This is a genomic window from Halomarina salina, assembly GCF_023074835.1.
GTDB lineage: Archaea > Halobacteriota > Halobacteria > Halobacteriales > Haloarculaceae > Halomarina > Halomarina salina.
The window spans coordinates 1,385,986-1,408,258 of sequence record NZ_JALLGW010000001.1 but is presented as its reverse complement, the minus strand read 5'-3'; the positions used below and the strand labels follow the sequence as shown (position 1 = coordinate 1,408,258).

Below are 22,273 nucleotides of genomic sequence, written 5' to 3'. Positions count from 1 at the left end.
TCTCCCTCCCGGATTGACCAGTGTCGAGACGGAAAACCGTCTAGGACGGCCGTGGTCACGGAAGTCCGACGCCGACGGCGAGTGACGCCGTCAGTCGTCGGCCGACGGCTGTAGCTGCTGGGTCGCGAGTTCGCCGTCCATCTCGACGTCGAGGCCGCCGACGACCTGCACGTAGGGGTACGGCATGTCGATACCTTCGGCGTCACAGCGCTCCTTGACCGCCTGGACGAAGTCCGAGCGGATGGTGGTGAACCCCGATCTCGAGGGGTTGTCCATCCAGAACCGCGTCTGGAGGCCGATGTACGAGTCGGCGAGTTCGGTCACGCGCACGTCGGGCGCGGGGTCGTCGAGGATCTCCCCCTGCTTGCTCGCCTCGTCGAGGATGACCCGCCGGGCGTGGTCGATGTCGTCGTCGTAGCCGATGCCGAAGACGAACTTCTGCCGGAGTTTGTCGTACGCGACCGGGTTCTTCACCGGGTTGTCGGCGAGTTCGGAGTTCGGGACGGTTATCTTCTCGTTGTCGAACGTCCGGACGGTCGTCACCCGGAGGTCGATGTCCTCGACCCGGCCGACGAGGTCGTCCTGTTCTATCCAGTCGCCCACCTCGAACGGCTTGTCCTTGAGGATGAACACCCCCGCGACGAAGTTGCCCATGAGGTCCTGCGCGGCGAAGCCGACCGCCAGCGCCAGCGCACCGCCGATGGTGGCGAACGCCGCGAGGAACGTGCCGAACCCCGCCAGCGTCAGCGCGATGGCCAGCGCCGCGAACAGGACGACCGCGGAGAGCACGTCGTCGGCGAGGCTCCGGATGGTCGCGTTGAACCCGCGGGCCTTCATCGCACGTTTCGTCAGCGGGACGAGGACGAACCGGCCCAGGAGGTAGACGACGACGAAGGCGACGAGGAACTTCCCCGCGGCCGTGATGACGCCGCTGAACGCGTCGAGCGCCTCGGCGGGCGTCTCCGGGACGGTGAACCCATCCGACTCGCTCCCGTCCTGTTGTAACGCGAGTAGCGTACTCATCTGTCCGCCTCCGACCGACGAGTGGTCCGGAACGGCCGCTCGGTTCGACGTACGGTGCCTCTCACTGGCAGTGACGGCTCCATGTATCGTTTCCAGACACTCACGGCCCGACCATAAATCCAAGAGCCAGAGAGGAGAGGGAGGCCGCGAGTGTGGCTGGCCCGCAGCGTATCAGACGTTAGCTATTTAATAATTGTCGTTGGGTTACCACTGTGGACGAAACGCCGCGAGCAGGAGACGGAGGGTCGCCTGCGGTCGCCGCGACCCTCCAGCGGCTCAAACGCGAGGGAGCCAGCCTCCTCGTCACGGGAGAGGTGGGACGCGCAGTCCGGGCACAGCAGACGCGCCGACTGCTCGGGTCGCCGTCCGAGGAGCGCGCTCGCGTCCTCGCGCTGGCCGACGACTCCTCGCCGTCGCAGTACCTCCCTCACCCGGTCACGCCGACGGACGACCGGGTCACCGTCGTCGAGCACGCGGACCCCCTCCGGTCGGGAGCCACGGCCAGCGCCGAACCGGCCCCGTTGAACGCGTCGGTCGACCCGCTCGCCGACTTCCACGCCGCGACGCTCGCCGCCATCGACGCCGAGGGCGACGCGCCGGGGGCGTTCGCACCCGCCGAACTCCGGGTCGGCCTCGTCGGTCTCGGAACGCTGACCGACCGCTACGGTCCGGAGCGATGTGGTCGGGTCGTTCGGTCGCTCGGAGCCGCCGTGCGCGAGCACCGGGGGATGTACCACTGTCACGTCGCCGGTCCGACCGCCGCACCCACGGTGAGGACGCTCCAGTCCGCGTTCGACGCCCGCATCGACCTCCGGCAGCGCGACGGCCTCCCGCCGGAGCAGCGGTGGTCGTTCATCGACTCGGACGAATCGACCGAGTGGATGCTGTTATAGGTGGGGAGTCGAAGAGCCAGTGTGAGCGCTCGCTATCTGACCGTCACCGCCATCGACGACCCCGTGGGCGTGGAGGTCGCCGACGACATCCAGGGCGTCACCACGCGGCTGGAGACGCCGACGCCGGTCAGTCCCGAACCGAGTACGCCCGAGGGGTTCGTGTTCCCCGTCGACGTGGCGGTCCGCCTCGACACTACCGCCCTCCGCATCCCACAACACGTCAACGTCATCGTCCGCGACGTCGAGGGACAGGTCGTCGCCGAGGGTGTCAACCGGACGGACGTCGACCTCCCGGACGGCGAGTACGTGGTCGAGGTGACCGCCCTCGCCGTCAAGACGTACCTCGCCGTCGACGGTGCGCTCCGCTCGACGACCGACGAGGTGGGGCGTCGACTCCTCGTAGAGGGGACCGACCACGTCCGGCTCGGTATCCGCTCGATGCACGAGTACCCCGCGACGACGGTGACGACGACCGCTCGGCCGGACGACGTCGCCCGCGCGCTCTCCTGTCTCGGGTCGGCGCTCAAGACGACCTCGCCGGAACGGTCGTGGCCGACCCTCCGGGGCCACCCGCCACTGCTGGAACTCGGCGAGACGTTCGACGCGCCACCGGAGGCCGAACGCCGAGACGGCCCCGTCCGGATCGAGGTGCCGCCGGACGTGGCCTCGCTGTTCCCGGTCGCGCCGCTGGCGTACTACACCGACGCCGTGGTGGCCATCGGTGCCGAGCCGCGACTGCGCGTCGGCGGTCGGTCGTACCCGCTCGACGGCGACGGCGGGTTCGAACGGACCGTCCACCGGACGCTCGAACGACTGTTCACCCTCGACTGTATCGTCAGGACGGAGGGGCTGTACCCCGTCGACCTCCACGCCCGACGGCTCGTCGAGGGTGACCTACCGTTCGACGTGGCGTCGCTGTACGACGCTCCGTTCACCGAGCAGTTGCAGGCGTACCTCGACACGCCACAGGAGGTCGTCGAACCGGCGATTCCGACCTGGAAGTCGACCGTCGACCTCACGCCGACCACAGAGAACCTCGTCCACCTCCCGTTCGCGACGGCCGACCTCGCGCGCGTCCGCTGCCCGCAACCGACGCTCGCCACCGACTCGACGGGGCCGTCGGAGGCCATCAGCGACTTCTACCGCGCCGACGGCGGGGTCGCACGCGGCAGCGTCCGTCGTCCCGAGGGCACCCCGTTCGACGACGACGTCACCGTCGTCCAGCCCGAACCCACCGACACCATCGAGCACGCGTGGGTCGGCGACGGCGTCCCGATGGGTGCGTCGAAGCCGACGGTCGCGGCGTGCAAGCGTCGGCTCGAAGCCCAGCCGAGCGGTGCCATCGAGGTGGCCGTCGTCTCGAACTCCCCGGAGATGCGCGCCGAGACCGACGTGCGCGACCTCTACGGCCTGCGAGAACTCGTCGCGTTCGACATCGACATGTTCGAGGACCTGACCGGTTCGGAACTGGCGCGGGTGCTCGCCGACGACTACGACTTCGTCCACTACGTCGGCCACGTCGACGACGATGGCATGCAGTGTGCCGACGGCCGTCTCGACGCGACGACGCTCGACTACGTCGGAGCACGCGCGTTCGTCCTCAACGCCTGTCGCTCCTTCGAACAGGGGATGGAACTCGTCGAGAAGGGAGCCATCGCGGGCGTCGTCACCCTGGCCGAGGTCGGCAACGAACCGGCGACGCGGGTCGGCCGGACGCTCGCACGGCTCCTCAACGCGGGGTTCTCGATGGCCGGGGCGCTGGACATCATCTCGAGCGACACCATCACCGGTCGCCAGTACACCGTCCTCGGCGACGCACAGCTACAGATCGCCGACAGTCGGAGTGGAACGCCGGTGAGAAACGAAATCGCTCGACGGTCGGACGGCCGGTACGACCTCTCTATCTACGGCTACCCGACCGCGACGTTCGGGATGGGGACGCTCATCACACCGAACATCGGGGACGACACGACACGCTACCTCAACTCGGGGCGGTTCGTGCAGTCCGTCGTCGACCGCGAGGAACTCCTCCAGTACCTCAAGAGCGAACGGACGCCCACTAACTTCGACGGAGAACTGGGCTGGAGTGACGAACTGCGCCTCGACTGAATCGGGTCGAGTCGATTACGGACCGTTGTTGCTGGCACACTGTGCCGCGGACACTGCCCCCGACTGGGACAGCAACAGGAGCGTCGTGAACAGGACGCCGGTCATCTTCGGGTGCTCTGCCAGGAACGTCGAGACCTTGGTATCGGACATGACGATTTTACCCATGCCCGCTCATACAATCAATTTTACTGAATAGATTTTAGATATTTAATCTTGAATTAATAAAGAAAGATAGAACCAATAGTCAAATCGCTAGACAGGACGCCGACCGGCCGACGGCGGACGGGGTCGCCTGTGAACGCTGGCAGTAGCCCCTTGGTCCCCCCGCTCGTGTACCACGTCGTATCGATGATTCGCGATAGAAGGTCGACGGCGGGCGGCGGGGGGGTAGCGAACGCGACGATGCGACGACTGACAGGAGGGCGAGAGGCGTGACGCTCCTGCAGGCGGGAGGCGACGCCGCACTCGCCGACTCCGTCCTCGCGTTCGTCGTCAACCTCGTCATCGGCGTCGGTGCCATCCACCTCGGCGCGATGCTCGTGGTCGACGTGGACACCGGCTACACTCGGGCAGCGATCACGGCCCTGGCGGGAGCGCTGGTGTGGGCGCTCGTCGTCTTCTTCGTACCGGGGATACCGGTGCTCGCCCCGTTGCTGGGGCTCGTCGTCTGGGTGACGCTCATCAACTGGCAGTATCCGGGCGGGTGGGTCACCGCGGCGGCTATCGGCGTCGTCGCGTGGCTCGTCGCGGTGGGGCTGCTGTGGCTGCTGGCGACGGCCGGACTGGTCGGCTTCGAGGCACTGGGCGTCCCAGGGGCGTGAGCGCCCGTCCAGCGGGGTCCCTCCCTCGTCCGTCAGGACCAACTGTCGGTTTCTGGTGACTGCTCCGGTACTGTGACGACTCTAGCGGACCGTGTCGACCGGCAGACGCGTCGCTCACTCCTCTGAGAGTCGTCGCTTCCGTCGAGCCGCTCCGAGCGTGGTCAGTAGAACGGACCGGGGAGGGTCGATTCGTTCTCCGCGAGCAGTCGTATCGTCGGTTCCACCGCGTCGAACTCGGGGCCCCGCGAGACCGAGCCGACCGTCCGGTCCCACTCGACGACGCCCTCCGCCTCCAGTTTCGGCAGGTGGACGTGGTACAGTTCGATGTCGCGCGACGACGCCGTCCGCTGGGTCGTCGGCGACGAGGCAGTGGCCGCGGTACACCGCATCGGGAGGCCGTTCGATACGTCGATGGACTCCGTATCACACAGCATCACGAGGAGTTTACGTCGGGTCTCAGAGGCGAGCAGTTCGAACAACGTCGATACATCACCCATCATAGAACTGTTTGGAGCCGATAGTATAAGTAATCAGAGGTATATTTCGCGCCTCAGCGTGTGGATAGACCGAAACCGCGATGCGGCCGTTCGGTTCGCCGCACGAGACGGATGGCAATCGCGGCACGCAACCGTCAGCGTTCAGATATGAATGTGCAGAGCGAGACGTGGAGCGACTGCTCGGGAGTCAGTGCCGTCGACGAAACGAGTAGTGGCCGGGGTGGGCTCCGAACCCACGATCTCCGCATGTCCCAGGTGCGGGGTCGGCGAGACCCCGCGGGATGCGGGCTAGGTGCCGCGCGAGTGTGAACCCTATGAGTGCGGCGCTATGTCCAGCTAAGCCACCCGGCCCGTCTCCGAGTTTCCCCGTTTCGCACTTGACTCTTCCCATCTTCCCCCAGGGATTTATAAGATATCAGACGGAGGCGGTGGCATGGAAACCCCGAGTCTGCTCGCGGTGGCGTGCGAGGGCGAACCCGTCGAGGCGGAGGTCCCCCTCGGTGGCGACGACCGCCTCGTCGTCACGCCGACACGAACGCTCATCTACCGGGCGGAGGGCCTGCTCCGCGACGAAGCCGTCGAGACCATCGCACACGACGTCGACCGCGTGGAACTGACGGAGGGTCGCCGGAAGACGACCATCGCGACGAGTTCGCTCACCGGCGAGGAGGAGTTCACCGTCCCGACGAAGCGTCTGGACGACGTCCTCTCGCCGCTGCTGAACGGCGTCCTCCGCGCCGCGGGCGAGACGGCCGACGACGAGGCGATGCTGGCGGTGTACCGGTTCAGCGAGCTCACGCTCGTCGTCACCGAGGGCCGTGTCGTCAAACACATCGGGACCGCGCTCTGGGACACCGAGTACGAGTCGTACCCGTTCTCGGCGGTGACCGACCTGAGCGTCGAGGAGGGGAGCGTCGCCACGCAACTCGTCCTCACGGTCGACGGTCGGCCACAGCGAATCAAGACCCCGAACGAGCAGGCCGGGACGGTCCGACAGACCCTCGAAGGGGCGCTCTGTGACTACCACGGCGTCGACTCTTTGGTCGCCCTCCGGACGAAGAACGCCGACGAAACCGAGGCGGAGAGCGGGGGAGCGGGCGAGGACAGGGACGACGACGGAAGCGACACCGAGTCGGACGCCGCCGAAGCCGGGGGACGCGACGCCGGACGGACGGTCGAACCGCTCCTCACCGACGACTCGGACGACGGACCGACCGGACGGCGGGCGAGCGAGCAGTCGTCCAGCACCGCTACCGCGCAGACGAACGGCGTCACGGGCACGGCGGTCCACGACGACGAGGTGCTCGAACGACTGGAGGCGCTGGAGGCGACCGTCGAGCACCAGACGGAACTCATCGAACGACAACAGGAGACCCTCGAACTGCTCATCGAGGAGCTCCGCCAGGGCCGCTGACGACGGGCGAGATGGGTTGTTCCCGCTCAAAACTATATGCAGTAAATAAATTACGCCGTGTATTCTGTTCCGCAAGTATTGCGGGAACAAAACTTATGTCGCTACGTTGTACAGTAGCGGCCGGACCCGCTCGTTCGGCACGCGAGAGGATGGGGACGGGAACGAAGGTGGAAGCGCTTTCCCGACGCGCGTCCGGCGAGCGGTCCGGCCACGCGGGCCTCGCGACACTACAGACAGTCAGCGTCGGCCGTCGTGGGCTCTCTTCGTGACAGCAGTGGACCGAGAGCCGCGCTCACGACTCCCGACCGGTCACCTTCCGGATACACGAGGAGCCGAACGGACCGTGTTCGCCCGCCTGGAGGCGCATGAAGTAGCCAGTCGAGATGGACGCGCCACAGCGCCTGCAGGTGAAGTCGCCTTTCTTCTCGACGACCTCGCTCTGGAACCGCAGGAATCGGCCGCCGGTCGGTCGGATGATGCCGTCCTCGCGGTCGACGATGCCGCGCTTCTCTGCGGTGTCGAGGATGGTCCGCGTCGTCGTCGGGTCGCTGGTGATGGTCTCGAGACGGTCGACGACCTCGGCGAGCGACAGCTCCTCGTGTTCGAGGCGTTCGAGTAGCTGGACGCCGAGTTCGACCGTCTCGTCGCTCACGGAGGGCGATACAGTGGCCGCCCGCTTAAACGGTACGACGAGCGGGGGCGAGGACCGAGGGAACGACAGAGTGCAGACGAGTGCGACGACCAGAAGGGACTTACCCGGTCCGTAGAACCGCACTGTATGGAACCGGCGACGCGGCGGCAACTGACGGGACTGGCGCTGGCCGTCGGTGTCGTCGCCGTCGCCTCGCTCGTCGTCTCGCCCGAGCAGGTGTTGCACGCCGTCGCGGGCGTCGCCGCCGACCCCGTCGTGTTCGCGCTCGCGGTGCTCGGCCTCGCCCTCCTCCGGCCGGTCGTCGCGTGGCCGATGACGCCGCTGGTCGGTGCCGTGGGCTACGTCCTCGGTCTCAGCCTGCCCGCACTGGCACTCGGCGTCGCCGTCGCCGTCGGGACGAGCGTCCTCCCGTACCTCCTCGCGCGGCGCTACCGCCCGACGGAGGGGGTCCTCGGGTGGGTCGGCGACGCGGGCGCGGACTGCTTCGAGACGGCCGGCGACACCCGCGGGGTGGTCGTCGCTCGCCTCGCACCGCTCCCGACGGACGTCGTCTCGTACGGTGCGGGCCTCTCCAGCGTCGCGCTCGAACCGTACCTCGTCGGGACGGCGCTGGGGGAACTACCGTGGGTCGTCGCCGCGCTGCTCGCCGGGAGTTCGATGGAGTCGCTGACGACGGAGGGCCTGTCGGCCGGACTCCCGCTCGTCGTCGGCGGCGTCGCCGTCGGCGCACTGCTCCTGGGCGGCCCGGTGTACCGACAGCTCACGACCGGAGCACCGGAGTAGTCGGAGGAGCGCCGACGAGCGGCGGGAGCTGAAGCAGTAGCGGAGAGCGAGACGAGCGACGACGGCTCAGACGAACGGGTCCGAGCAGTCCACGACGACGCCGTGGTTCGGGCAGACGTACTTGCAGTGGCGCTTGAACATCGCCGCCTCGCAGTACGGACAGGGCCGACCACTGCGTTCGCTCATGCGTCGCAGTTCGCCGCGAGTCGCTTCACGGTTGGGATTCGGGTCCAATTCTAGAACCAGTTCGGACAACCCGTTTAGGTGTGCCTGGCCTCCGGTCGGGTATGAACGAGTACGCGCGGAGGACACGAGCGGCTCTCCCGGCGGTCGGCGTCGCCCTCGCGGCGGGCGTCGCGGGCGTCGCCGGGTCGTACGCCGTCGCGGGGTCGACCACCGGCTACGTCGTCGCACCGGTCGAGTCGGCCCTGTCGCAGGCGATGCCGGGCGCGGTCGTCACGTTCGCCATCACGACGCTCGGGAGCCTCGGCCAGCAGGTGAGCCTGCTGACGGCGACGCTGCTCGTCGTCGGCGTCGTCGCGGCCCTCGCACTCGGCGGACTGCTGGTCGCGGGACGCACGCCGCCGCTGGTCGGGGCGCTCGCCGCGGGGGTGGTCGTCGGTGCTGGGGCCGTGCTGGTGACCGGCGCACCGCTCGCGTCGCTCGGCGCGGCGGTGCCCGTCGCCGTCGTCCTCGGCGCGGTGGACCTGTACGCCCGATACGGTCGAGGGGGTCAGCAGAGACCGACAGGACGGACAGCAGGGACCAGCGGCGTCGACCCCGACCGACGGGGCGCACTCGCCGCGCTGGCCGCCGCGTTCGCGTTCGGTGCCCTCGGCGTCACTCTCGGCAGTCGCTTCGGCGGCGTCGACGGGGCGGGCGGGGGAGCCGCAGGACCGTCCGAGCCGGCCGGGAGCGCCGACACCGAGACGCTCCTCGCGCAGGCGAGCGAACGGTCGCTCGACGTCGAGGGGCTCGAACCGCTGGTGAGCGATTCGTTCTACAACGTCGATATCAACGCCGTCGACCCGACCATCGACGCCGACACCTGGACGCTGACGTTCACGGGTAACGTCGCCGAGGAGGTCAGCTACGACTACGACGACCTGCGCGCGATGGACTCCAGCCCGGAGTTCGTCACGCTCCGTTGCGTCGGCGAGGGCCTCAACGGCAAGAAGATGGACAACGCACTGTGGGAGACGGTCCCCGTCGCCCCGTTGCTCGACGAGGTCGGCGTCGGCGACGAGAACTGCTGTGTCATGGCCCGCGCCGAGGACGGCTTCTACGAGGAGTTCCCGCTGTCGGCCCTCCGGAACGCCCGCATCGCCTACGCGATGAACAGCGAGTCCCTGCCCCGTTCACACGGCGCGCCCGCCCGACTGCTCGTCCCCGGCCACTGGGGCGAGATCAACGTGAAGTGGCTCACCGAACTCGAGATACTGGAGGAGGAGGCGACGGGCTACTGGGAGGAACGCGGCTGGCACGGCACCGGTCCCGTCAACACCGTCGCGAAGCTCCACGTCACGAACCACGACGACGACGGCTCTATCGAGGTGGCGGGGCACGCCTACGCCGGGACGCGAGGCATCTCGAAGGTCGAAGTCTCGACCGACGGCGGCGGGTCGTGGTCCGAGGCGCGCCTCTCGGAGGAGTTGCCGGGGGAGGACGTCTGGCGGCAGTGGGCCTACCGCTACGACCCGCCGGACGGCGACCACGAGGTGGTCGTCCGGGCGTACGACGGCGAGGGGACGATGCAACCGGAGAAGCGCGAGCAGTCCTTCCCGAGCGGCCCCTCCGGGTGGGTCACCAAGACGGTGTCGCCGTGATCAGGTGCTACCGAGCGCGAGCGCCCGACAGCGCTCTGTTCACGACCGATGGAGTTACCACGACGCGAGCGACCCGTACTGACGGATGGAGAAGGCACTCTGGTACCTGCTCGTCGGGACCCGCGGCGGCGCGAACCGGGCGCGCATCATCCGAGCCCTCTCCGAGCGCCCCCGCAACGCCAACCAGCTCTCGGAGTGCCTGAACGTGGACTACAACACCGTTCGACACCACCTGGACATGCTACTGGAACACGACGTCGTCGAGACCGGCGGCGGTGACTACGGGAAACTGTACTTCCTCACCGACCGCTTCGAACGCCACCGCGACCGCTTCGAGGCAATCACGGAGCACATCTGATGGCCGAGATGGGTTCCTGGATGCTGCTCGCCACCGCCCTCGCCGGGGTCAACCTCCTCCTGCTGGGCGTGCTGACCGCTATCTGGCTCCGCAACTACCGGACGTTCCGGTCGGGGATGGTCGCCGGCCTCGTCGCGTTCGGCGCGGTGATGTTCGTCGAGAACGCAGTCGCCGTCTACTTCTTCTTCAGCATGCAGTCGCTGTACGCGATGGACCCAGGCGTCGAACAGGTCGTCGCCCTCCTGCGCGGGTTGCAGGCGCTGGCGCTGACGTTCCTGACGTACGTGACGGTGAAGTAGTCGGGCGGACTCGTCAGTCCACAGACTTATTCTACCCCAAACGAAGGCGACCCTATGTCGCCCTCCCGCCGGCAGGTGCTCGCGACGTGCGGTGTCGCGTTGACTGCCGGGTGTAGCTCCGTGCCGTCGTTCTCCGACGACGACGGCGACGACCAGTCCACGCCCGAGGCACCAGTCCCGTTCCTCCACGAGCCGACCGACTGGCCACAGCCGAACTACGACGCCGCCAACACGAACGCGGCCCCCGCCGAGGCCGCACCCGACGGACCACTCCAGCGGACGTGGTCGGCGTCATTCGACAGCAGAGACGTGGGCCACCAGGCGACACCGGTCGTCGCCGACGGACAGGTGTACCTCACACAGGTCGTCGATTACGGCCGACGGTTTCCGATTCGGCTCCTCGCCATCGATGCACGGACCGGTGCGGAGCGATGGCGCTTCGTGCAGGGTGGGGACGACGCCGCCATCGTCGGCCCACAGGCCACAGTCGCTGGTGAAACGGTTTTCGTGGATGCCACGAGTGACGACGGAACGACCCTCTACGCCCTCAATGCTGCCGATGGTCAGGTTCTCTGGTCGAAACGGTTCGACCTCCGCCAGGCCAGGACGGCGGTTCCCGCCCACGGTCTGGTCCACGTCTCGGAACCGCTCGCCGAGCGTGACGAGAGCCGGTTCGCCGCACTCGACCCTCGAACCGGCGAACAGTGGTGGGCTCAGGACGTCGCTGGTTCGATTCCGTGGATGGCGACGGTCGGCCCGGACGACGTCTACTACGGCCAGTTCGCCGGCGACGGTGAGGACCACCTGCTCGCGTTCGACGCCCGTTCGGGTGAGCGGCGCTGGGGCAGCACCCAGCCGACCCAGGAGACGGTTCCCTTCCATGACGGGCGACTCTACACGCTCACACCGACCGGCGAGGAGCAACTCCACACGCGGTTGGATGCGTTCGACGTCGACCGACGCGAATCCGTCTGGTCGGTCGAGCACGACCTCGGAACGACAGACGACGAGAGTGGGCGAGACCGCGGCGAGTTCACCGTCGGCGCGGTGACCGACGACGTCGTCCTCACCTGCGTCGGGTTCTACGGGGTCGACCCCGACCGCGTCGTCGCCTACGACACCGCGACGGGTGACCAGCGGTGGGAGTTCGTGGGCGAGGACGAGGGAGGCGGCGACGTGTACTCGACACCGACGGTCGCGGGCGACCGACTCTACCTCACCCACACACAGTGGGGTCGTGAGGGAGCCTCACTTCGCGTCTTCGACCTCGCCAGTGGCGAGCGACAGGCGACGTACGACCTCCCACCGGATGCCGTCGGCGAGCCAGTCGTCGCTGGCGGTCGACTGTACGTCCAGACCGAGCACGGCGTCGTCGCCTTCGAGAGCGAGTAGACCGACCGGCGGCGTGCGCCAGCCACCGCTAACGGCAGTCGAGACGAGACAGCACTACCGCTCGGGAGGTTCGTAAAAGACGGGAAGAAGTGTAGTCCAGACGCCTCAGTTCAGCTTACGAGCACTCCGACCAGCCACACGACTGGCAGGTCTTGCAGCCCTCGCTCATGTACAGCGACATCGACCCGCAGGTCGGGCACTCGGGGCTCTCGCCGGCGGCGATGAGGTCCTTCGTGATGTCCTGGTTCTCGTCGGTGGCGGTGTCGTCCTGGGCGGCGAGACCGGCCTCGGCGGCGACCCCGCCGTCGGTTTCGGGTGCGTCCGCGTCGCCCTCCGCGAGTTCGGTGAGGTTCTGCTGTTTGGGGTACGGCTTGTCGATCTCGTCGTCGAGGTAGCGGCGCATCGCCGTCCCGATGGCGTCGGGGATGGACTGGATCTGCTCGCCCTTGTCCCACGCCACCTTCGGGCTACGGGTGCCCTGCAGTTCGTCGACGATCTCCTCTGGGTCGACACCGGAGCGCAGGGCCGTCGAGATGACCTTCGCCAGCGCCTCGGTGAAGGAGTTGGTGAACCCGCCGGAGTGACCGATGTTCGCGAACAGTTCGAACGGGCGGCCGTGGTCGTCCTCGTTGATGTTGACGTACACCTTGCCGTAGCCCGTGTCGATGCGCTGGGTGACGCCGTGGAGCACGTCGGGACGGGCCTGCTTCTCGGCGTAGTCCGGGGCGGCCGCGCCGCCGATGACGGCGTCGACCTCCGTGTCGAGCGCCGCACGGACGTTCTCGTCGTCGAGGAACCCGTCGAGGCCGCCGAACACCTCCTCGATCTGGGAGACGATGGCCTCGGCGGCCTCCTCCTCGTCGGCGAACTCGGCGTTGTCCGCGCGCGTGGTCAGCACCTGCTTCGAGCGGGTGCCGTCGCGGTAGACGGTGACGCCCTTCCCGCCGTGGTCGTAGATGTAGCGGTACACCTCGTCCATGTCCTCCTTCGAGGCGGAGTTCGGGAAGTTGCAGGTCTTCGAGATGGCGGAGTCGACGCCCTCCTGGCAGGCACACTGGACCGCAGCGTGCTGCTTGCCCGAGAGGTCGGCGGTGACGACGAACAGCTCGCCGATAGCGTTCGGGACCGTCTCCAGCCCCTCGACGCCGTCGAACTCGTTGGTCGCCATCTGCTCCTGGGCCTCGCGCTTGACCTCCTCGGCGTCGATGTCGTTGGCCTCCAGCGTGCGCAGGAAGTAGTCGTCGAACTCGACGAGCATCTCGTCGCCCTGCACGTCGTCGGAGACGTTCTTGTAGTACGCGACGTTGTAGATGGGCTCACAGCCACCCGTCGTGTTGCCGACCATCGACGTGGTCCCCGTGGGCGCGATGGTGGTCGTGTTGTGGTTGCGCATCGGGTAGCCGTCCGCCCAGTCGTCGGCGGACTCGCCGGTCTGGTGCTCGAACCACTCGCGGTACTGCGTGGGGTTCGCGTACTTCGAGTCCTCGTAGTCCTCGAAGGGGCCGCGCTCCTCGGCGAGGTCGTGGGAGGCGGCCTTCGAGCCGTGGTTGATGTGGGTCATCAGCTGTCGGGCGACCTCGTTGCCCTCGTCGCTGCCGTAGCGGATGCCCAGCTGGATGTAGAGCTGTGCGAGGCCCATGACGCCGAGTCCGATCTTCCGCATCGCGCGGACCTTGTCCTCGATCTTCTGGACCGGGAAGTCCGACATCGTGACGACGTCCTCCAGGAACCGCGTCCCGAGTTCGATGCGACGGTCGAACTCCTCGGTGTCGATGGCCTCCGCCAGGAACGCCTCGACGGCCGAGTCGAGGTCGCCGTCGTGGTTCTCGCGGAAGACGCGCCAGTCGGGGGCGTCCTCGGCGACGATGGTCGAGAGGTTGATGTGCCCGAGGTTGCACGCCTCGTACTCCTCCAGTGGCTGCTCGCCACACGGGTTCGTCGCGAGGATTCGGTGGTCGGGGTGCTCCTCGACGTCGAAGGAGTGCTCCTTGTTGACGCGTTCGAGGTAGATGACGCCCGGTTCGCCGTTCTCGTGTGCGCCGGAGACGATGCGGTCCCAGAGCACGTCGGCGGGGATGGACATGACCTCGCCCGGTTCGATGTACTCGCCGAGACCGTAGCGCGAGTACATCTCCTTGGTCTCGGGCGTCGCGACGTGTGGCTCCTCCGTGCGCGGGTTCTCGAAGACGTACTCCTCGCCCTCGTAGAGCGCGTCCATGAACTCGTCCGTGACGCCGACGGAGATGTTGAAGTTAGAGAGGTGGCCCTCGACGGCGTTGCGGAGGTGTTTGGGGACGCGGCCGTCGTCGTCGATGAGGCCGCGAGCCTCCTCCAGCGCCTCGGAGAAACTGGTGTAGGTGTAGTCGTCGGGGTCGTTGAGTCGCAGGCAGTGCGCGAGGCTCACGTCCTTGTTCTTCGCGTGGATGAACTCGATGACGTCGGGGTGGCTGACGCGCATGACGCCCATCTGTGCGCCGCGCCGGGTGCCCCCCTGCGCGATGGTCTCGCACATCTGGTCGAACGTCCGCATGAACGTGATGGGACCCGACGCGATACCGCCGGTCGAACCGACGGCGTCGCCGAACGGCCGGAGTCGCCAGAACGCGTAGCCCATCCCGCCGCCCGACTGGAAGACCTCGGCAGCCTCCTTGGCGGTCTGGTGGATGTCGGTCAGATCGTCCTCGGGCGAGTCGACGAAGCAGGCGGAGAGCTGCTGGAGTTCACCGCCCGCGTTCATCAGCGTCGGCGAGTTGGGGACGAACGAGAGCCGTTCCATCGCCTCCTGGAAGTCCGCGCGGACGTCCTCGACGTGCGTCCGAATCTCGTCGTCGAGTTCGGGGACGACGGTGTCGTAGGCGAACTTCGAGACGTTGTAGACGGAGAGGTCGGTCTCGGTGTCCGTGTCGGCGGTGGTACCCGCTCCGAAGACATCGGCGGCGAGTTCGTCGCGTCGCGGGTGGTCGGGCTTCAACTGCGCGGGCGTGACGGTGACCGTCTCGTCGCGCTTCTCGGCCTCGAAGACGGCCTCGGCGAGCGCGACGTTCTTCGCGACGCGGACGAACAGGTCCTCCTGCGTCTCGACGAGTTCGCCGTCGGCGTCGCGCTGGAGGTAGCGCGCGGGCAGGATGTTGTCGTAGGCGTTGCTCGTCATCCGGTCGGCGAGCGTCACCCCGTCCGTGCGTTTGACGGGCAAGACGAGTTCGTCCGCGGAGAGGTCGGCCTTGCTCATAGGCCCCCCGCGGCGGTCGATACGGTGGTCGGCGTGATAGTGAGTCCAGTCATCGGTAACGACGAGTGCTTACCGTCCAGCAAGTTCAACCCATCGGGTCCGGAGATTTTGCTGGTCGGTTCGGCGTTGTTCGGAGAGTTCGCTGGTCGATTCAGTGTGGTGTGTCCGGGCCGTCGGCCGGATTGCGAGCGACCGACGGCGCACAAGTGGAGACAGGAATGGCCCGAGTATAACCGTTGTTGGACCACGGTGAAAGTGCCACCGCGACGAGAAAACCGCACCAGTGGACGAGGGTTCGAGTCGAAAGCGTAGGGTGTTCGACGGGGAGTCATTCCCGAGCGCCGACGGATTTATCTCCGACGTCGGTCAAGCGGCCACATGGTCACCTCGCTGTTCGGACCGGTCGCCGCGCCGGACCTCCTCGTCGCGGTGGTGGCGCTGGTCGTCGTCCTGCTCGTCGCTAGACTCGCCCTCCGCGTCGCGTTCAAGGTAGCCCTCGTCGCACTCGTCGCACTCGTCGTCCTCTGGATGGCCGGCGTGCCGGAGGTCGCGGCGCTGTTCCCCTAGGCGAGGGCGTCACACCACCGCACGCTACCGTCGACGCCGAACCTCCCGGAGCGCGAGTCGCGGGAGCGTGAGCAGGACCGCCGGGAACGACAGCCCGAGCTGTCGGCGGAGCGCCGCCGTGTCGACGAACTCCCGGAGTTCGATGATTCGCCCGTCGACGTAGCGCACGGTGGACATCCCCTCCATCTCCACGAACCGCCCGGTCGGCGGCAGCGGGCCGAACGGACCGTCGTTCTTCCCCGAGACCGTGTAGTGGGTCATCACCCGGTTCCCGTCGGCGACGACGGCGTGCAGGTCGACGTGGAAGTTCGGGAACGCGCGGAGCGTGTCCCGGACGTACGCCGCGTACCCCTCGGGACCGCGTATCGCCTCGGGAGCGGTCGGGTCGTAGGCGACGCATCCCTCGGCGAAGAACTCGTGGGCTGCGTCCGGGTTCCGGTCGTTCCAGACCTCGGCGACGAGCCGTCGCTGGGTCTCGACGTTCGCCTCGGCGACAGTGGTGGTAGTGACCATATACCACGACGAGTAGTCGCTCGGTGGAGATAGCCCTGTCTGGCACACCGGGTCGTCGTGTGGTCGTCGGGAGGACCCGAGTCCACTCGCTGACGGACGCTGCAGAGAAGCGGCGAGGCGAGGACGGGAGCGGTCGAAAGAGGCCTGGAGCGGTGGGTTCCGGTTACGCCGTCGCCAGTCGCAGGAAGTTCGCTATCACGTCGTGTCCCCGCTCGGTGAGCACGCTCTCGGGGTGGAACTGGACGCACTCGATGGGGAACTCGCGGTGGCGGACGCCCATCACGAGGCCGTCGTCGGTGCGTGCGGTAACGTCGAAGCAGTCGGGCACCTCGGTCGCCACGAGCGAGTGGTACCGGCCACCGCGCAGGGGCGACGGGAGTCCCGCGAACACGCCCTCGCCGTCGTGGTCGACGGCGTGGGCCTTCCCGTGGACCGGGTCGGGCGCGCGGCCGACCGTCCCGCCGTAGGCGTAGACGGCCGCTTCGAGGCCGAGACAGACGCCGAGCGTCGGTACCTCGGGACTGACCTCGCGGAGGACGTCCATCGTCACACCCACGTCGCGGTCGTTCTCGGGGTGGCCCGGCCCCGGCGAGACGACGACGGCGTCCGGGTCGTACGCGCGCACGTCGTCGAGCGACGCGGTGTTGCGCACGACCTCGGTGTCCGCGTAGTCACCGACGTACTCGACGAGGTTGTAGGTGAACGAGTCGAAGTTGTCCACGAACAGCACGCGCGAGCGGTCGGTCGTCCGGGTCCGCGGGACGCTCATCGCGGCACCTCGGGGTCGTCGAGGGGAGCGTCCTCGATGGCCTCCAGCGCCGCGAGCACGCCGCGCATCTTCGACTCGGTCTCCTCGTACTCGCTGGTGGGGTCGGAGTCGGCGACGATACCCGCACCCGCGCGGACGGTGACCGTATCGTGGCCGTCGCGAGCGTCACCTGCGCGTTCGACCGTCGCCGACCGGATGACGATGGCCACGTCGGCGTCGCCGGTCCAGGAGTAGTAACCGACGCCGCCGCCGTACAGGCCGCGAGGCGAGGGTTCGAGGTCGTCGATGAGTTCCATCGCGCGGACCTTCGGCGCGCCCGAGAGCGTTCCGGCGGGGAACGAGGCGCGGGTCGCGTCGAACGCGTCAGCGTCGTCGGCGAGACGTCCGGTCACCGTCGACTCGATGTGCTGGACGTGGCTGTACTTCAGCACGTTCATGAACTCCTCGACGCGGACGCTGCCCTGCTCGGAGACGACCCGCACGTCGTTTCGCGCGAGGTCCACGAGCATGGTGTGTTCGGCGCGCTCCTTCTCGTCGGCGAGGAGTTCGCCGGCGAGACGGCGGTCCTCGACGGGCGAGGCGCCGCGCGGGCAGGTCCCGGCGATGGGGTTGGCGACGACGCGGTCGCCCCGCACCGAGACGAGCGTCTCGGGGCTCGCGCCGACGAGTCGTCGGTCGCCGAAGTCGAGGGCGAACATGTACGGCGAGGGGTTGACCTCCCGCAGCGACGCGTAGAGGCCGAGCGGGTCGATCTCGCCCGTCAGTTCGCGCTCGCGGGAGACGACCGCCTGGTAGACGTCGCCGTCGAGGACGTGCTCCTTCGCGGTGCGGACGGCCTCCTCGTACGTCTCGCGGGAGCCGGCACGCTCGTCGTGGCGGACGAAGCCGCCGAGGTCGGGCGGCGTCGCGTCGGTCAGCACCGTCCGGACGCGCTCGGTCTCGGCGACGAGGGCGTCGTAGAGGGCGTCGACATCCTCGTCCTCGCGCACGAGCGGCGTGAACACGACCTGCAGCGAGTCCGTCGCGTGGTCGAACGCCAGCACGCGGTCGGCGAGGACGAACTGCGCGTCCGGCGTGTCCGTGTCGGGGCGGTCGACGCCCACCTCCGACAGGTGGAGGTCGTACACCGCCTCGTAGGTGAGGAAGCCGACGAGGCCGCCCGTGAGTCGCTGGCGGTCGCTCTCGGGGAATCCGCGCGTCGGTACGTCCGGGAGCACGGCCCGGAGTTCGTCGAGCGAGTCGGCGTCGCCGTCGGTGGCGTCCGCGACGCCGGCGTCGAGTCCGAGGTCGGCGTACCGGTCGTCGAACACCTCGACGCCGCTGGCAGGTCCCACCGTCGCCACCGCCGCCGGGTCGACGCAGACGTACGAGTAGCGGGCGTGGCGGGTCGCCTCCTCCGACTCGGGCGCGAGGCCCTCGGAGGGCGTGAACGCGCCGTTCGGGTCCGACGAGGCGACCTTCTCGGCGCTCTCCAGCAGGAAGCCGTAGTCGCCATCGCGGGCCGCCCGGAGCGCGGCGTAGGCGGTGAGCGGTTCGACAGCCACGTCGAGCGTCGCCGTCGCGTGGACGACGGCCTCGCCGTCGCCGGCGAGCTCCCGGAACCGCTCGCGCGAGCAGTCGAGTGCGGCGGTGGCATCGGCTGCGTCGGCCCCACCCTCGGCGTCCGCCGAGGGGTCGGTCACGTCTCGTCACCTCGTGCGGCGCGGACGAACGCCGCCATCGCCTCGGCGTCCTTCTCGCCCGGCGCGGCCTCGATGCCGCTGGCGACGTCGACGGCGAACGGTCCGACCGTCTCGACGGCCTCGGCGACGTTCTCGGGCGTCAGCCCGCCAGCCAGGACGACGGGCGTGCCGTACTCGTCGTCGAGCGTTCTGACGAGGTCGCGCGTGCGAGTCCAGTCGTGCGTCTCGCCGGTGCCGCCTGCACCGTCGTCGTCCACCGAGTCGACGAGGACGGCGTCGGCCGCCGCAGCGTACCCCGCGTGGTCCCCGTCGAGGTCCGTCGCGGCGACGACGCGGGCGTCGGTGGTCGCCGCGAGGTCCGAGACGGCGGCCGGGTCGAGGCCGTGGACCTGGACCACGTCGGTCCCGACCGTCTCGACGAGGTCGGCGGCGGCTCCAGGTGCCTCGGGCATCGTCACGAGGACGGTGGTGACGAACGGCGGTACGTCCGCGACGAGGTCCGCGGCCGTGCCGGGCGCGAGTTCCCGCGGCGTGTCGACGGGCACGTCGACGACGAAGCCGAGGGCGTCCGCACCCGCGGCGACGGCCGCCGCGCGGTCGCTCGCCGACGTGATACCACAGAGTTTGGTGCGCGTCATCGCGTTCACGGGGAGACCGTCGTGCCACGCAGGGCGTCGAGTTTCTCGGCGGCCGCGCCAGACGTGATGGACTCGCGGGCACGCGCCACGCCGTCGGCCAGCGAGTCGGCCTCACCCGCCACGTAGATAGCGGCCCCCGCGTTCGCGAGGATGATGTCCCGCTTCGGCCCCGTCACATCGCCGGTGACGATGCCGCGGAGGTCGGCGGCGTTCTCCTCGGGCGTGCCGCCCGCGACGGCCGAGACGGGGGCGCTGTCGAGGCCGAGGTCGGCGGCTGTGAGCGTGAACTCCTCGATGTCGTCCCCGCGGACCTCGGCGGCGACCGTCTCGCCGTGGAGGCAGATCTCGTCCATACCGTCGCCGTGAACGACGAGTGCGCGCTCGACCGAGAGGTTCGCCAGCGCGCGGGCGAGGACGGGGACGAGGTCGGGGTCGTAGACGCCGACGACCTGCGCGTCCGCCCCGGCAGGGTTCGTCAGCGGCCCGAGGACGTTGAACAGCGTCCGCATCCCGAGTTCGCGCCGCGGGCCGATGACCGCCTTCATCGCGGGGTGGAACACGGGCGCGAGCATGAACCCGATGCCGCGTTCCTCGATGGCCCGCTCGACGGCCGGTGGTTCGGCGTCGATGTCGACGCCCACCTCGTCGAGGACGTCCGCGCTCCCGGAGTTCGAGGAGACGGAGTAGTTGCCGTGTTTGGCGACGGCGACGCCCGCGCCCGCCGCGACGACGGCGCTGGTCGTCGAGACGTTGATGGTGTCGTAGTCGTCGCCGCCGGTCCCGCAGGTGTCGACCAGCGGCGTCCGGTCGGGGTCGATGGTCCGCGCGGCGTCGCGCATCCCCTCGGCGAACCCCGCGATCTCGGCTTCCGTCTCGCCCTTGGCGCGAAGCGCCGCCAGCAGCGCCCCGATCTGTGCCTCCGTCGCCCCGTCGAACACCGCCGTCGACGCCTCGCGCGCTTCCGCCTGTGTCAGGTCCGCGCCGTCCGTGACGCGTTCGATGTAGTCCATCATGGTGAGTCGATGAGCGTTGTTGGTCTGTGATGTACAAGAGTGTTCATCGACTTAACCCTGTTGTCGTCGAGTCGGGGACGGACGAGCGACCGAACGAGCCGCGAAACCGTCCCACGGCACGGGGACGCACCGCCGTACCGTTCGGAAAGGTTCAAGTATCCCCGTGGGATACTCGATAATGCGAGGGTTGGTGGTCTAGGCTGGTTATGACACCTCCTTGACATGGAGGAGGTCGGCAGTTCAAATCTGCCCCAACCCACTTCTGATTCCACGAAACGACGAGCGGAGCGAGGAGTCCGTGGAACCGAAATCGGGCACGGGAGATTTGAACCAGAGAGGTCGCGCGCAGCGAAGCGAGCACGTCCGACCGAGGTTCGAATCTGTCCCAACCCACTCTTCACGTCACAACGACCGCGAGCGAAGCGATGAGGTACGTAGGCGTCACCGACGACCACACCGTGTCTGGACGAACCACACCGTGTCTGGACGAGAGTCACCCGAGGGCCGGCGATAGTAACCTCCCCCAGCGCTCGGCGCGGAGCGGAGTGTTGCTCGTCAGGGCTCGGGCGTGGGTGCCGGGAGCAACCCGTTGACGATCGCGTCGTTGACCAGCATTCCGCCTCCTCCAGTCGTCTGCGCTTCCTGCTGCATCTCCTCCAGTCGCTGCTCGTACCGCTCGATATCCTCCGCCTCTACGGTGGAGAGCGTGAGTTTGATCTTCTGGACAGACTGCTCCTCGACGTGACCCCCACCGCCGAGTGACACGACCTGGATGTCGATGCCACCCTTCCCTTCGACTCGCTTCGAGGCGACCACGGACGCCTCGATCTCCAGCGAATCGACCTTGAACAGGGGTGGGATGTTAGATTCCTCGCGCTCGCTCTCCGACTCGATTAGCTCCGCCTGCACCGCACGAATGAACTCTTTCAGGGGGAGATCGTCTTCTAATCCGTCGGCTGATGCTTTCGTTGCAGACATTCAATCACCGACACCACAGATAGCGTTACTCGAGCATCACCTTTTCTGCAGTCGGCAGGTACGTTCGGGGCACGCAGTCAGTGTGGTCGTAGACCCGCGCGATAACCGACGCCACGCCGTCCCCCGCAGAGGTGGAGGACTCTTCGACGGCCTCGCCGACGCGACGAGTCGAATCGTCGTGTTCGGACGTCGAACGCGCAGCGGGGTTCGAGGCTCGCCCCTCGTTCCGGTTCAGACCCGACGTACGATTGCCCACTCACTCGTCGTCGGTACAGCGGTCGACCACCGACTGCGGGCGCTCGCGCGGCCCGTCGGTGGTCTCGTCCGGTGCCGGGTCGATGGACGCGCTGGCCGAGCCGTTTCCGTCCACGCTCACTGCGACGCCCGACGGGTTCGGTTCGTTCAGCCCGATAGCACAGAGCCCCGAGTCCGCGTTCCGAGCCACCCCGTCGTCGATGGCGTCGGTGTCGACCGCGACCGACTGGGGGTCGTCTGGGTCGCCCACGTTCTCACCCGAGACGTCGACGCCGGGCAGGTCGACTGCGAAGTCGAACGACGGCACGTCGTCGTCGACCTCGAACTCCACCGGGACACCCCAGCGCGACTCCGCCTCGGCTTCGGCACGGTCCGTCCCGTCGCTGGTGTCGTCGTCGCCGGTCGTCGGCGGTGACGCGTGGCCGCCGCTACTGGCGTCGAGCGCGCCGCTCGCGACCGCCAGGCCGCCGAACACGACGGTCGCCAGCACGACGCCCCACAGGACGTACCCGACGCGTTCGATGCGCTCCGTCTCGGTACTCATGGGTGTCGGAGCCGTCAT

The 22,273-nt window shown here is 68.2% G+C and carries 23 protein-coding genes and 2 tRNA genes; 11 read left to right on the top strand and 14 right to left on the bottom strand.

Annotated features, from left to right (window positions below; genetic code table 11):
- Positions 1 to 90: 90 nt before the first annotated feature.
- On the bottom strand, positions 91 to 1,023 hold the full coding sequence (locus MX571_RS07150; protein ID WP_247414979.1) for a mechanosensitive ion channel family protein: 933 nt from the start codon (positions 1,021 to 1,023) through the stop codon (positions 91 to 93).
- Between the two features lie 212 nt (positions 1,024 to 1,235).
- Here MX571_RS07150 and MX571_RS07145 point away from each other — a divergent pair, with 212 nt between their 5' ends.
- Both MX571_RS07145 and MX571_RS07140 read left to right on the top strand, forming a co-directional pair.
- Complete coding sequence (locus MX571_RS07145; protein WP_247414976.1) at positions 1,236 to 1,916, top strand: DUF7504 family protein; 681 nt, start codon at positions 1,236 to 1,238, stop codon at positions 1,914 to 1,916.
- A gap of 21 nt (positions 1,917 to 1,937) precedes the next feature.
- Complete coding sequence (locus MX571_RS07140) at positions 1,938 to 4,025, top strand: CHAT domain-containing protein (protein ID WP_247414975.1); 2,088 nt, start codon at positions 1,938 to 1,940, stop codon at positions 4,023 to 4,025.
- A 15-nt stretch (positions 4,026 to 4,040) separates the two neighbouring features.
- Here MX571_RS07140 and MX571_RS22360 read toward each other — a convergent pair whose 3' ends face one another.
- Complete coding sequence (locus MX571_RS22360; RefSeq protein WP_282594471.1) at positions 4,041 to 4,175, bottom strand: DUF7503 family protein; 135 nt, start codon at positions 4,173 to 4,175, stop codon at positions 4,041 to 4,043.
- Between the two features lie 281 nt (positions 4,176 to 4,456).
- Between MX571_RS22360 and MX571_RS07135 the strand changes: the two genes are divergently transcribed.
- Positions 4,457 to 4,846 (top strand): hypothetical protein, encoded by a 390-nt coding sequence (locus tag MX571_RS07135; protein ID WP_247414973.1) that lies wholly within the window; start codon positions 4,457 to 4,459, stop codon positions 4,844 to 4,846.
- A 161-nt stretch (positions 4,847 to 5,007) separates the two neighbouring features.
- Here MX571_RS07135 and MX571_RS07130 read toward each other — a convergent pair whose 3' ends face one another.
- Together MX571_RS07130 and MX571_RS07125 are read right to left on the bottom strand one after the other, a co-directional pair.
- Positions 5,008 to 5,343, bottom strand: coding sequence for a DUF7344 domain-containing protein (locus MX571_RS07130; RefSeq protein ID WP_247414971.1), 336 nt, complete (start codon positions 5,341 to 5,343; stop codon positions 5,008 to 5,010).
- Positions 5,344 to 5,555: 212 nt separating this feature from the next.
- Positions 5,556 to 5,694: transfer RNA gene (locus tag MX571_RS07125), tRNA-Met, on the bottom strand.
- Positions 5,695 to 5,776: 82 nt separating this feature from the next.
- On the opposite strand from MX571_RS07125, the gene MX571_RS07120 reads away from it, so the two are divergent.
- Entirely contained in the window at positions 5,777 to 6,757 is a 981-nt protein-coding gene (locus MX571_RS07120) for a DUF7115 domain-containing protein (RefSeq protein ID WP_247414969.1), read from the top strand.
- Between the two features lie 292 nt (positions 6,758 to 7,049).
- On the opposite strand, the gene MX571_RS07115 is transcribed toward MX571_RS07120, so the two are convergent.
- On the bottom strand, positions 7,050 to 7,409 hold the full coding sequence (locus tag MX571_RS07115) for a DUF5830 family protein (protein ID WP_247414968.1): 360 nt from the start codon (positions 7,407 to 7,409) through the stop codon (positions 7,050 to 7,052).
- Positions 7,410 to 7,535: 126 nt separating this feature from the next.
- Here MX571_RS07115 and MX571_RS07110 point away from each other — a divergent pair, with 126 nt between their 5' ends.
- Positions 7,536 to 8,192, top strand: coding sequence for a TVP38/TMEM64 family protein (locus MX571_RS07110; RefSeq protein ID WP_247414966.1), 657 nt, complete (start codon positions 7,536 to 7,538; stop codon positions 8,190 to 8,192).
- Between the two features lie 66 nt (positions 8,193 to 8,258).
- On the opposite strand, the gene MX571_RS22615 is transcribed toward MX571_RS07110, so the two are convergent.
- Positions 8,259 to 8,378: an HVO_2523 family zinc finger protein gene (locus tag MX571_RS22615; RefSeq protein ID WP_303647135.1), complete on the bottom strand. Its 120-nt coding sequence runs from the start codon at positions 8,376 to 8,378 to the stop codon at positions 8,259 to 8,261.
- Between the two features lie 101 nt (positions 8,379 to 8,479).
- Between MX571_RS22615 and MX571_RS07105 the strand changes: the two genes are divergently transcribed.
- The 4 genes from MX571_RS07105 (at position 8,480) to MX571_RS07090 (ending at position 12,067) form a co-directional block, all read left to right on the top strand.
- On the top strand, positions 8,480 to 10,018 hold the full coding sequence (locus MX571_RS07105) for a molybdopterin-dependent oxidoreductase (RefSeq protein ID WP_247414964.1): 1,539 nt from the start codon (positions 8,480 to 8,482) through the stop codon (positions 10,016 to 10,018).
- Between the two features lie 85 nt (positions 10,019 to 10,103).
- On the top strand, positions 10,104 to 10,376 hold the full coding sequence (locus tag MX571_RS07100; protein WP_247414963.1) for a winged helix-turn-helix domain-containing protein: 273 nt from the start codon (positions 10,104 to 10,106) through the stop codon (positions 10,374 to 10,376).
- Positions 10,376 to 10,675 (top strand): DUF8036 family membrane protein, encoded by a 300-nt coding sequence (locus MX571_RS07095; RefSeq protein ID WP_379751277.1) that lies wholly within the window; start codon positions 10,376 to 10,378, stop codon positions 10,673 to 10,675. The genes MX571_RS07100 and MX571_RS07095 overlap by 1 nt, the downstream gene beginning before the upstream one ends.
- A gap of 54 nt (positions 10,676 to 10,729) precedes the next feature.
- A complete protein-coding gene (locus MX571_RS07090; RefSeq protein WP_247414961.1) occupies positions 10,730 to 12,067 on the top strand; it encodes a PQQ-like beta-propeller repeat protein in 1,338 nt (445 codons plus the stop codon).
- Positions 12,068 to 12,182: 115 nt separating this feature from the next.
- Here the strand turns inward: MX571_RS07090 and MX571_RS07085 are convergent, their stop codons facing one another.
- Positions 12,183 to 15,296: an adenosylcobalamin-dependent ribonucleoside-diphosphate reductase gene (locus MX571_RS07085; RefSeq protein WP_247414960.1), complete on the bottom strand. Its 3,114-nt coding sequence runs from the start codon at positions 15,294 to 15,296 to the stop codon at positions 12,183 to 12,185.
- A gap of 378 nt (positions 15,297 to 15,674) precedes the next feature.
- On the opposite strand from MX571_RS07085, the gene MX571_RS07080 reads away from it, so the two are divergent.
- Entirely contained in the window at positions 15,675 to 15,863 is a 189-nt protein-coding gene (locus MX571_RS07080; RefSeq protein ID WP_247414958.1) for a DUF8029 family protein, read from the top strand.
- 24 nt (positions 15,864 to 15,887) lie between these two features.
- Here MX571_RS07080 and MX571_RS07075 read toward each other — a convergent pair whose 3' ends face one another.
- From MX571_RS07075 to trpD, 5 genes are all read right to left on the bottom strand, one after another.
- Complete coding sequence (locus MX571_RS07075; RefSeq protein WP_247414956.1) at positions 15,888 to 16,376, bottom strand: ester cyclase; 489 nt, start codon at positions 16,374 to 16,376, stop codon at positions 15,888 to 15,890.
- A 163-nt stretch (positions 16,377 to 16,539) separates the two neighbouring features.
- A complete protein-coding gene (gene trpG / locus MX571_RS07070) occupies positions 16,540 to 17,145 on the bottom strand; it encodes an anthranilate synthase component II (RefSeq protein ID WP_247414953.1) in 606 nt (201 codons plus the stop codon).
- Entirely contained in the window at positions 17,142 to 18,827 is a 1,686-nt protein-coding gene (trpE, locus tag MX571_RS07065; RefSeq protein ID WP_247414951.1) for an anthranilate synthase component I, read from the bottom strand. Before trpE ends, trpG begins: the two co-directional genes overlap by 4 nt.
- Positions 18,824 to 19,465 carry a phosphoribosylanthranilate isomerase gene (locus tag MX571_RS07060; RefSeq protein ID WP_247414950.1) on the bottom strand — a complete coding sequence of 214 codons (642 nt, stop codon included), beginning with the start codon at positions 19,463 to 19,465 and terminating at the stop codon, positions 18,824 to 18,826. Before MX571_RS07060 ends, trpE begins: the two co-directional genes overlap by 4 nt.
- Positions 19,466 to 19,470: 5 nt before the next feature.
- On the bottom strand, positions 19,471 to 20,478 hold the full coding sequence (gene trpD / locus MX571_RS07055) for an anthranilate phosphoribosyltransferase (protein WP_247414948.1): 1,008 nt from the start codon (positions 20,476 to 20,478) through the stop codon (positions 19,471 to 19,473).
- A 184-nt stretch (positions 20,479 to 20,662) separates the two neighbouring features.
- On the opposite strand from trpD, the gene MX571_RS07050 reads away from it, so the two are divergent.
- Positions 20,663 to 20,737, top strand: a tRNA-Val gene (locus tag MX571_RS07050).
- 296 nt (positions 20,738 to 21,033) lie between these two features.
- On the opposite strand, the gene MX571_RS07045 is transcribed toward MX571_RS07050, so the two are convergent.
- Together MX571_RS07045 and MX571_RS07040 are read right to left on the bottom strand one after the other, a co-directional pair.
- Positions 21,034 to 21,456, bottom strand: coding sequence for a trypco2 family protein (locus MX571_RS07045; protein WP_247414946.1), 423 nt, complete (start codon positions 21,454 to 21,456; stop codon positions 21,034 to 21,036).
- Between the two features lie 256 nt (positions 21,457 to 21,712).
- Positions 21,713 to 22,255: a hypothetical protein gene (locus tag MX571_RS07040; protein WP_247414944.1), complete on the bottom strand. Its 543-nt coding sequence runs from the start codon at positions 22,253 to 22,255 to the stop codon at positions 21,713 to 21,715.
- Positions 22,256 to 22,273: the final 18 nt, after the last annotated feature.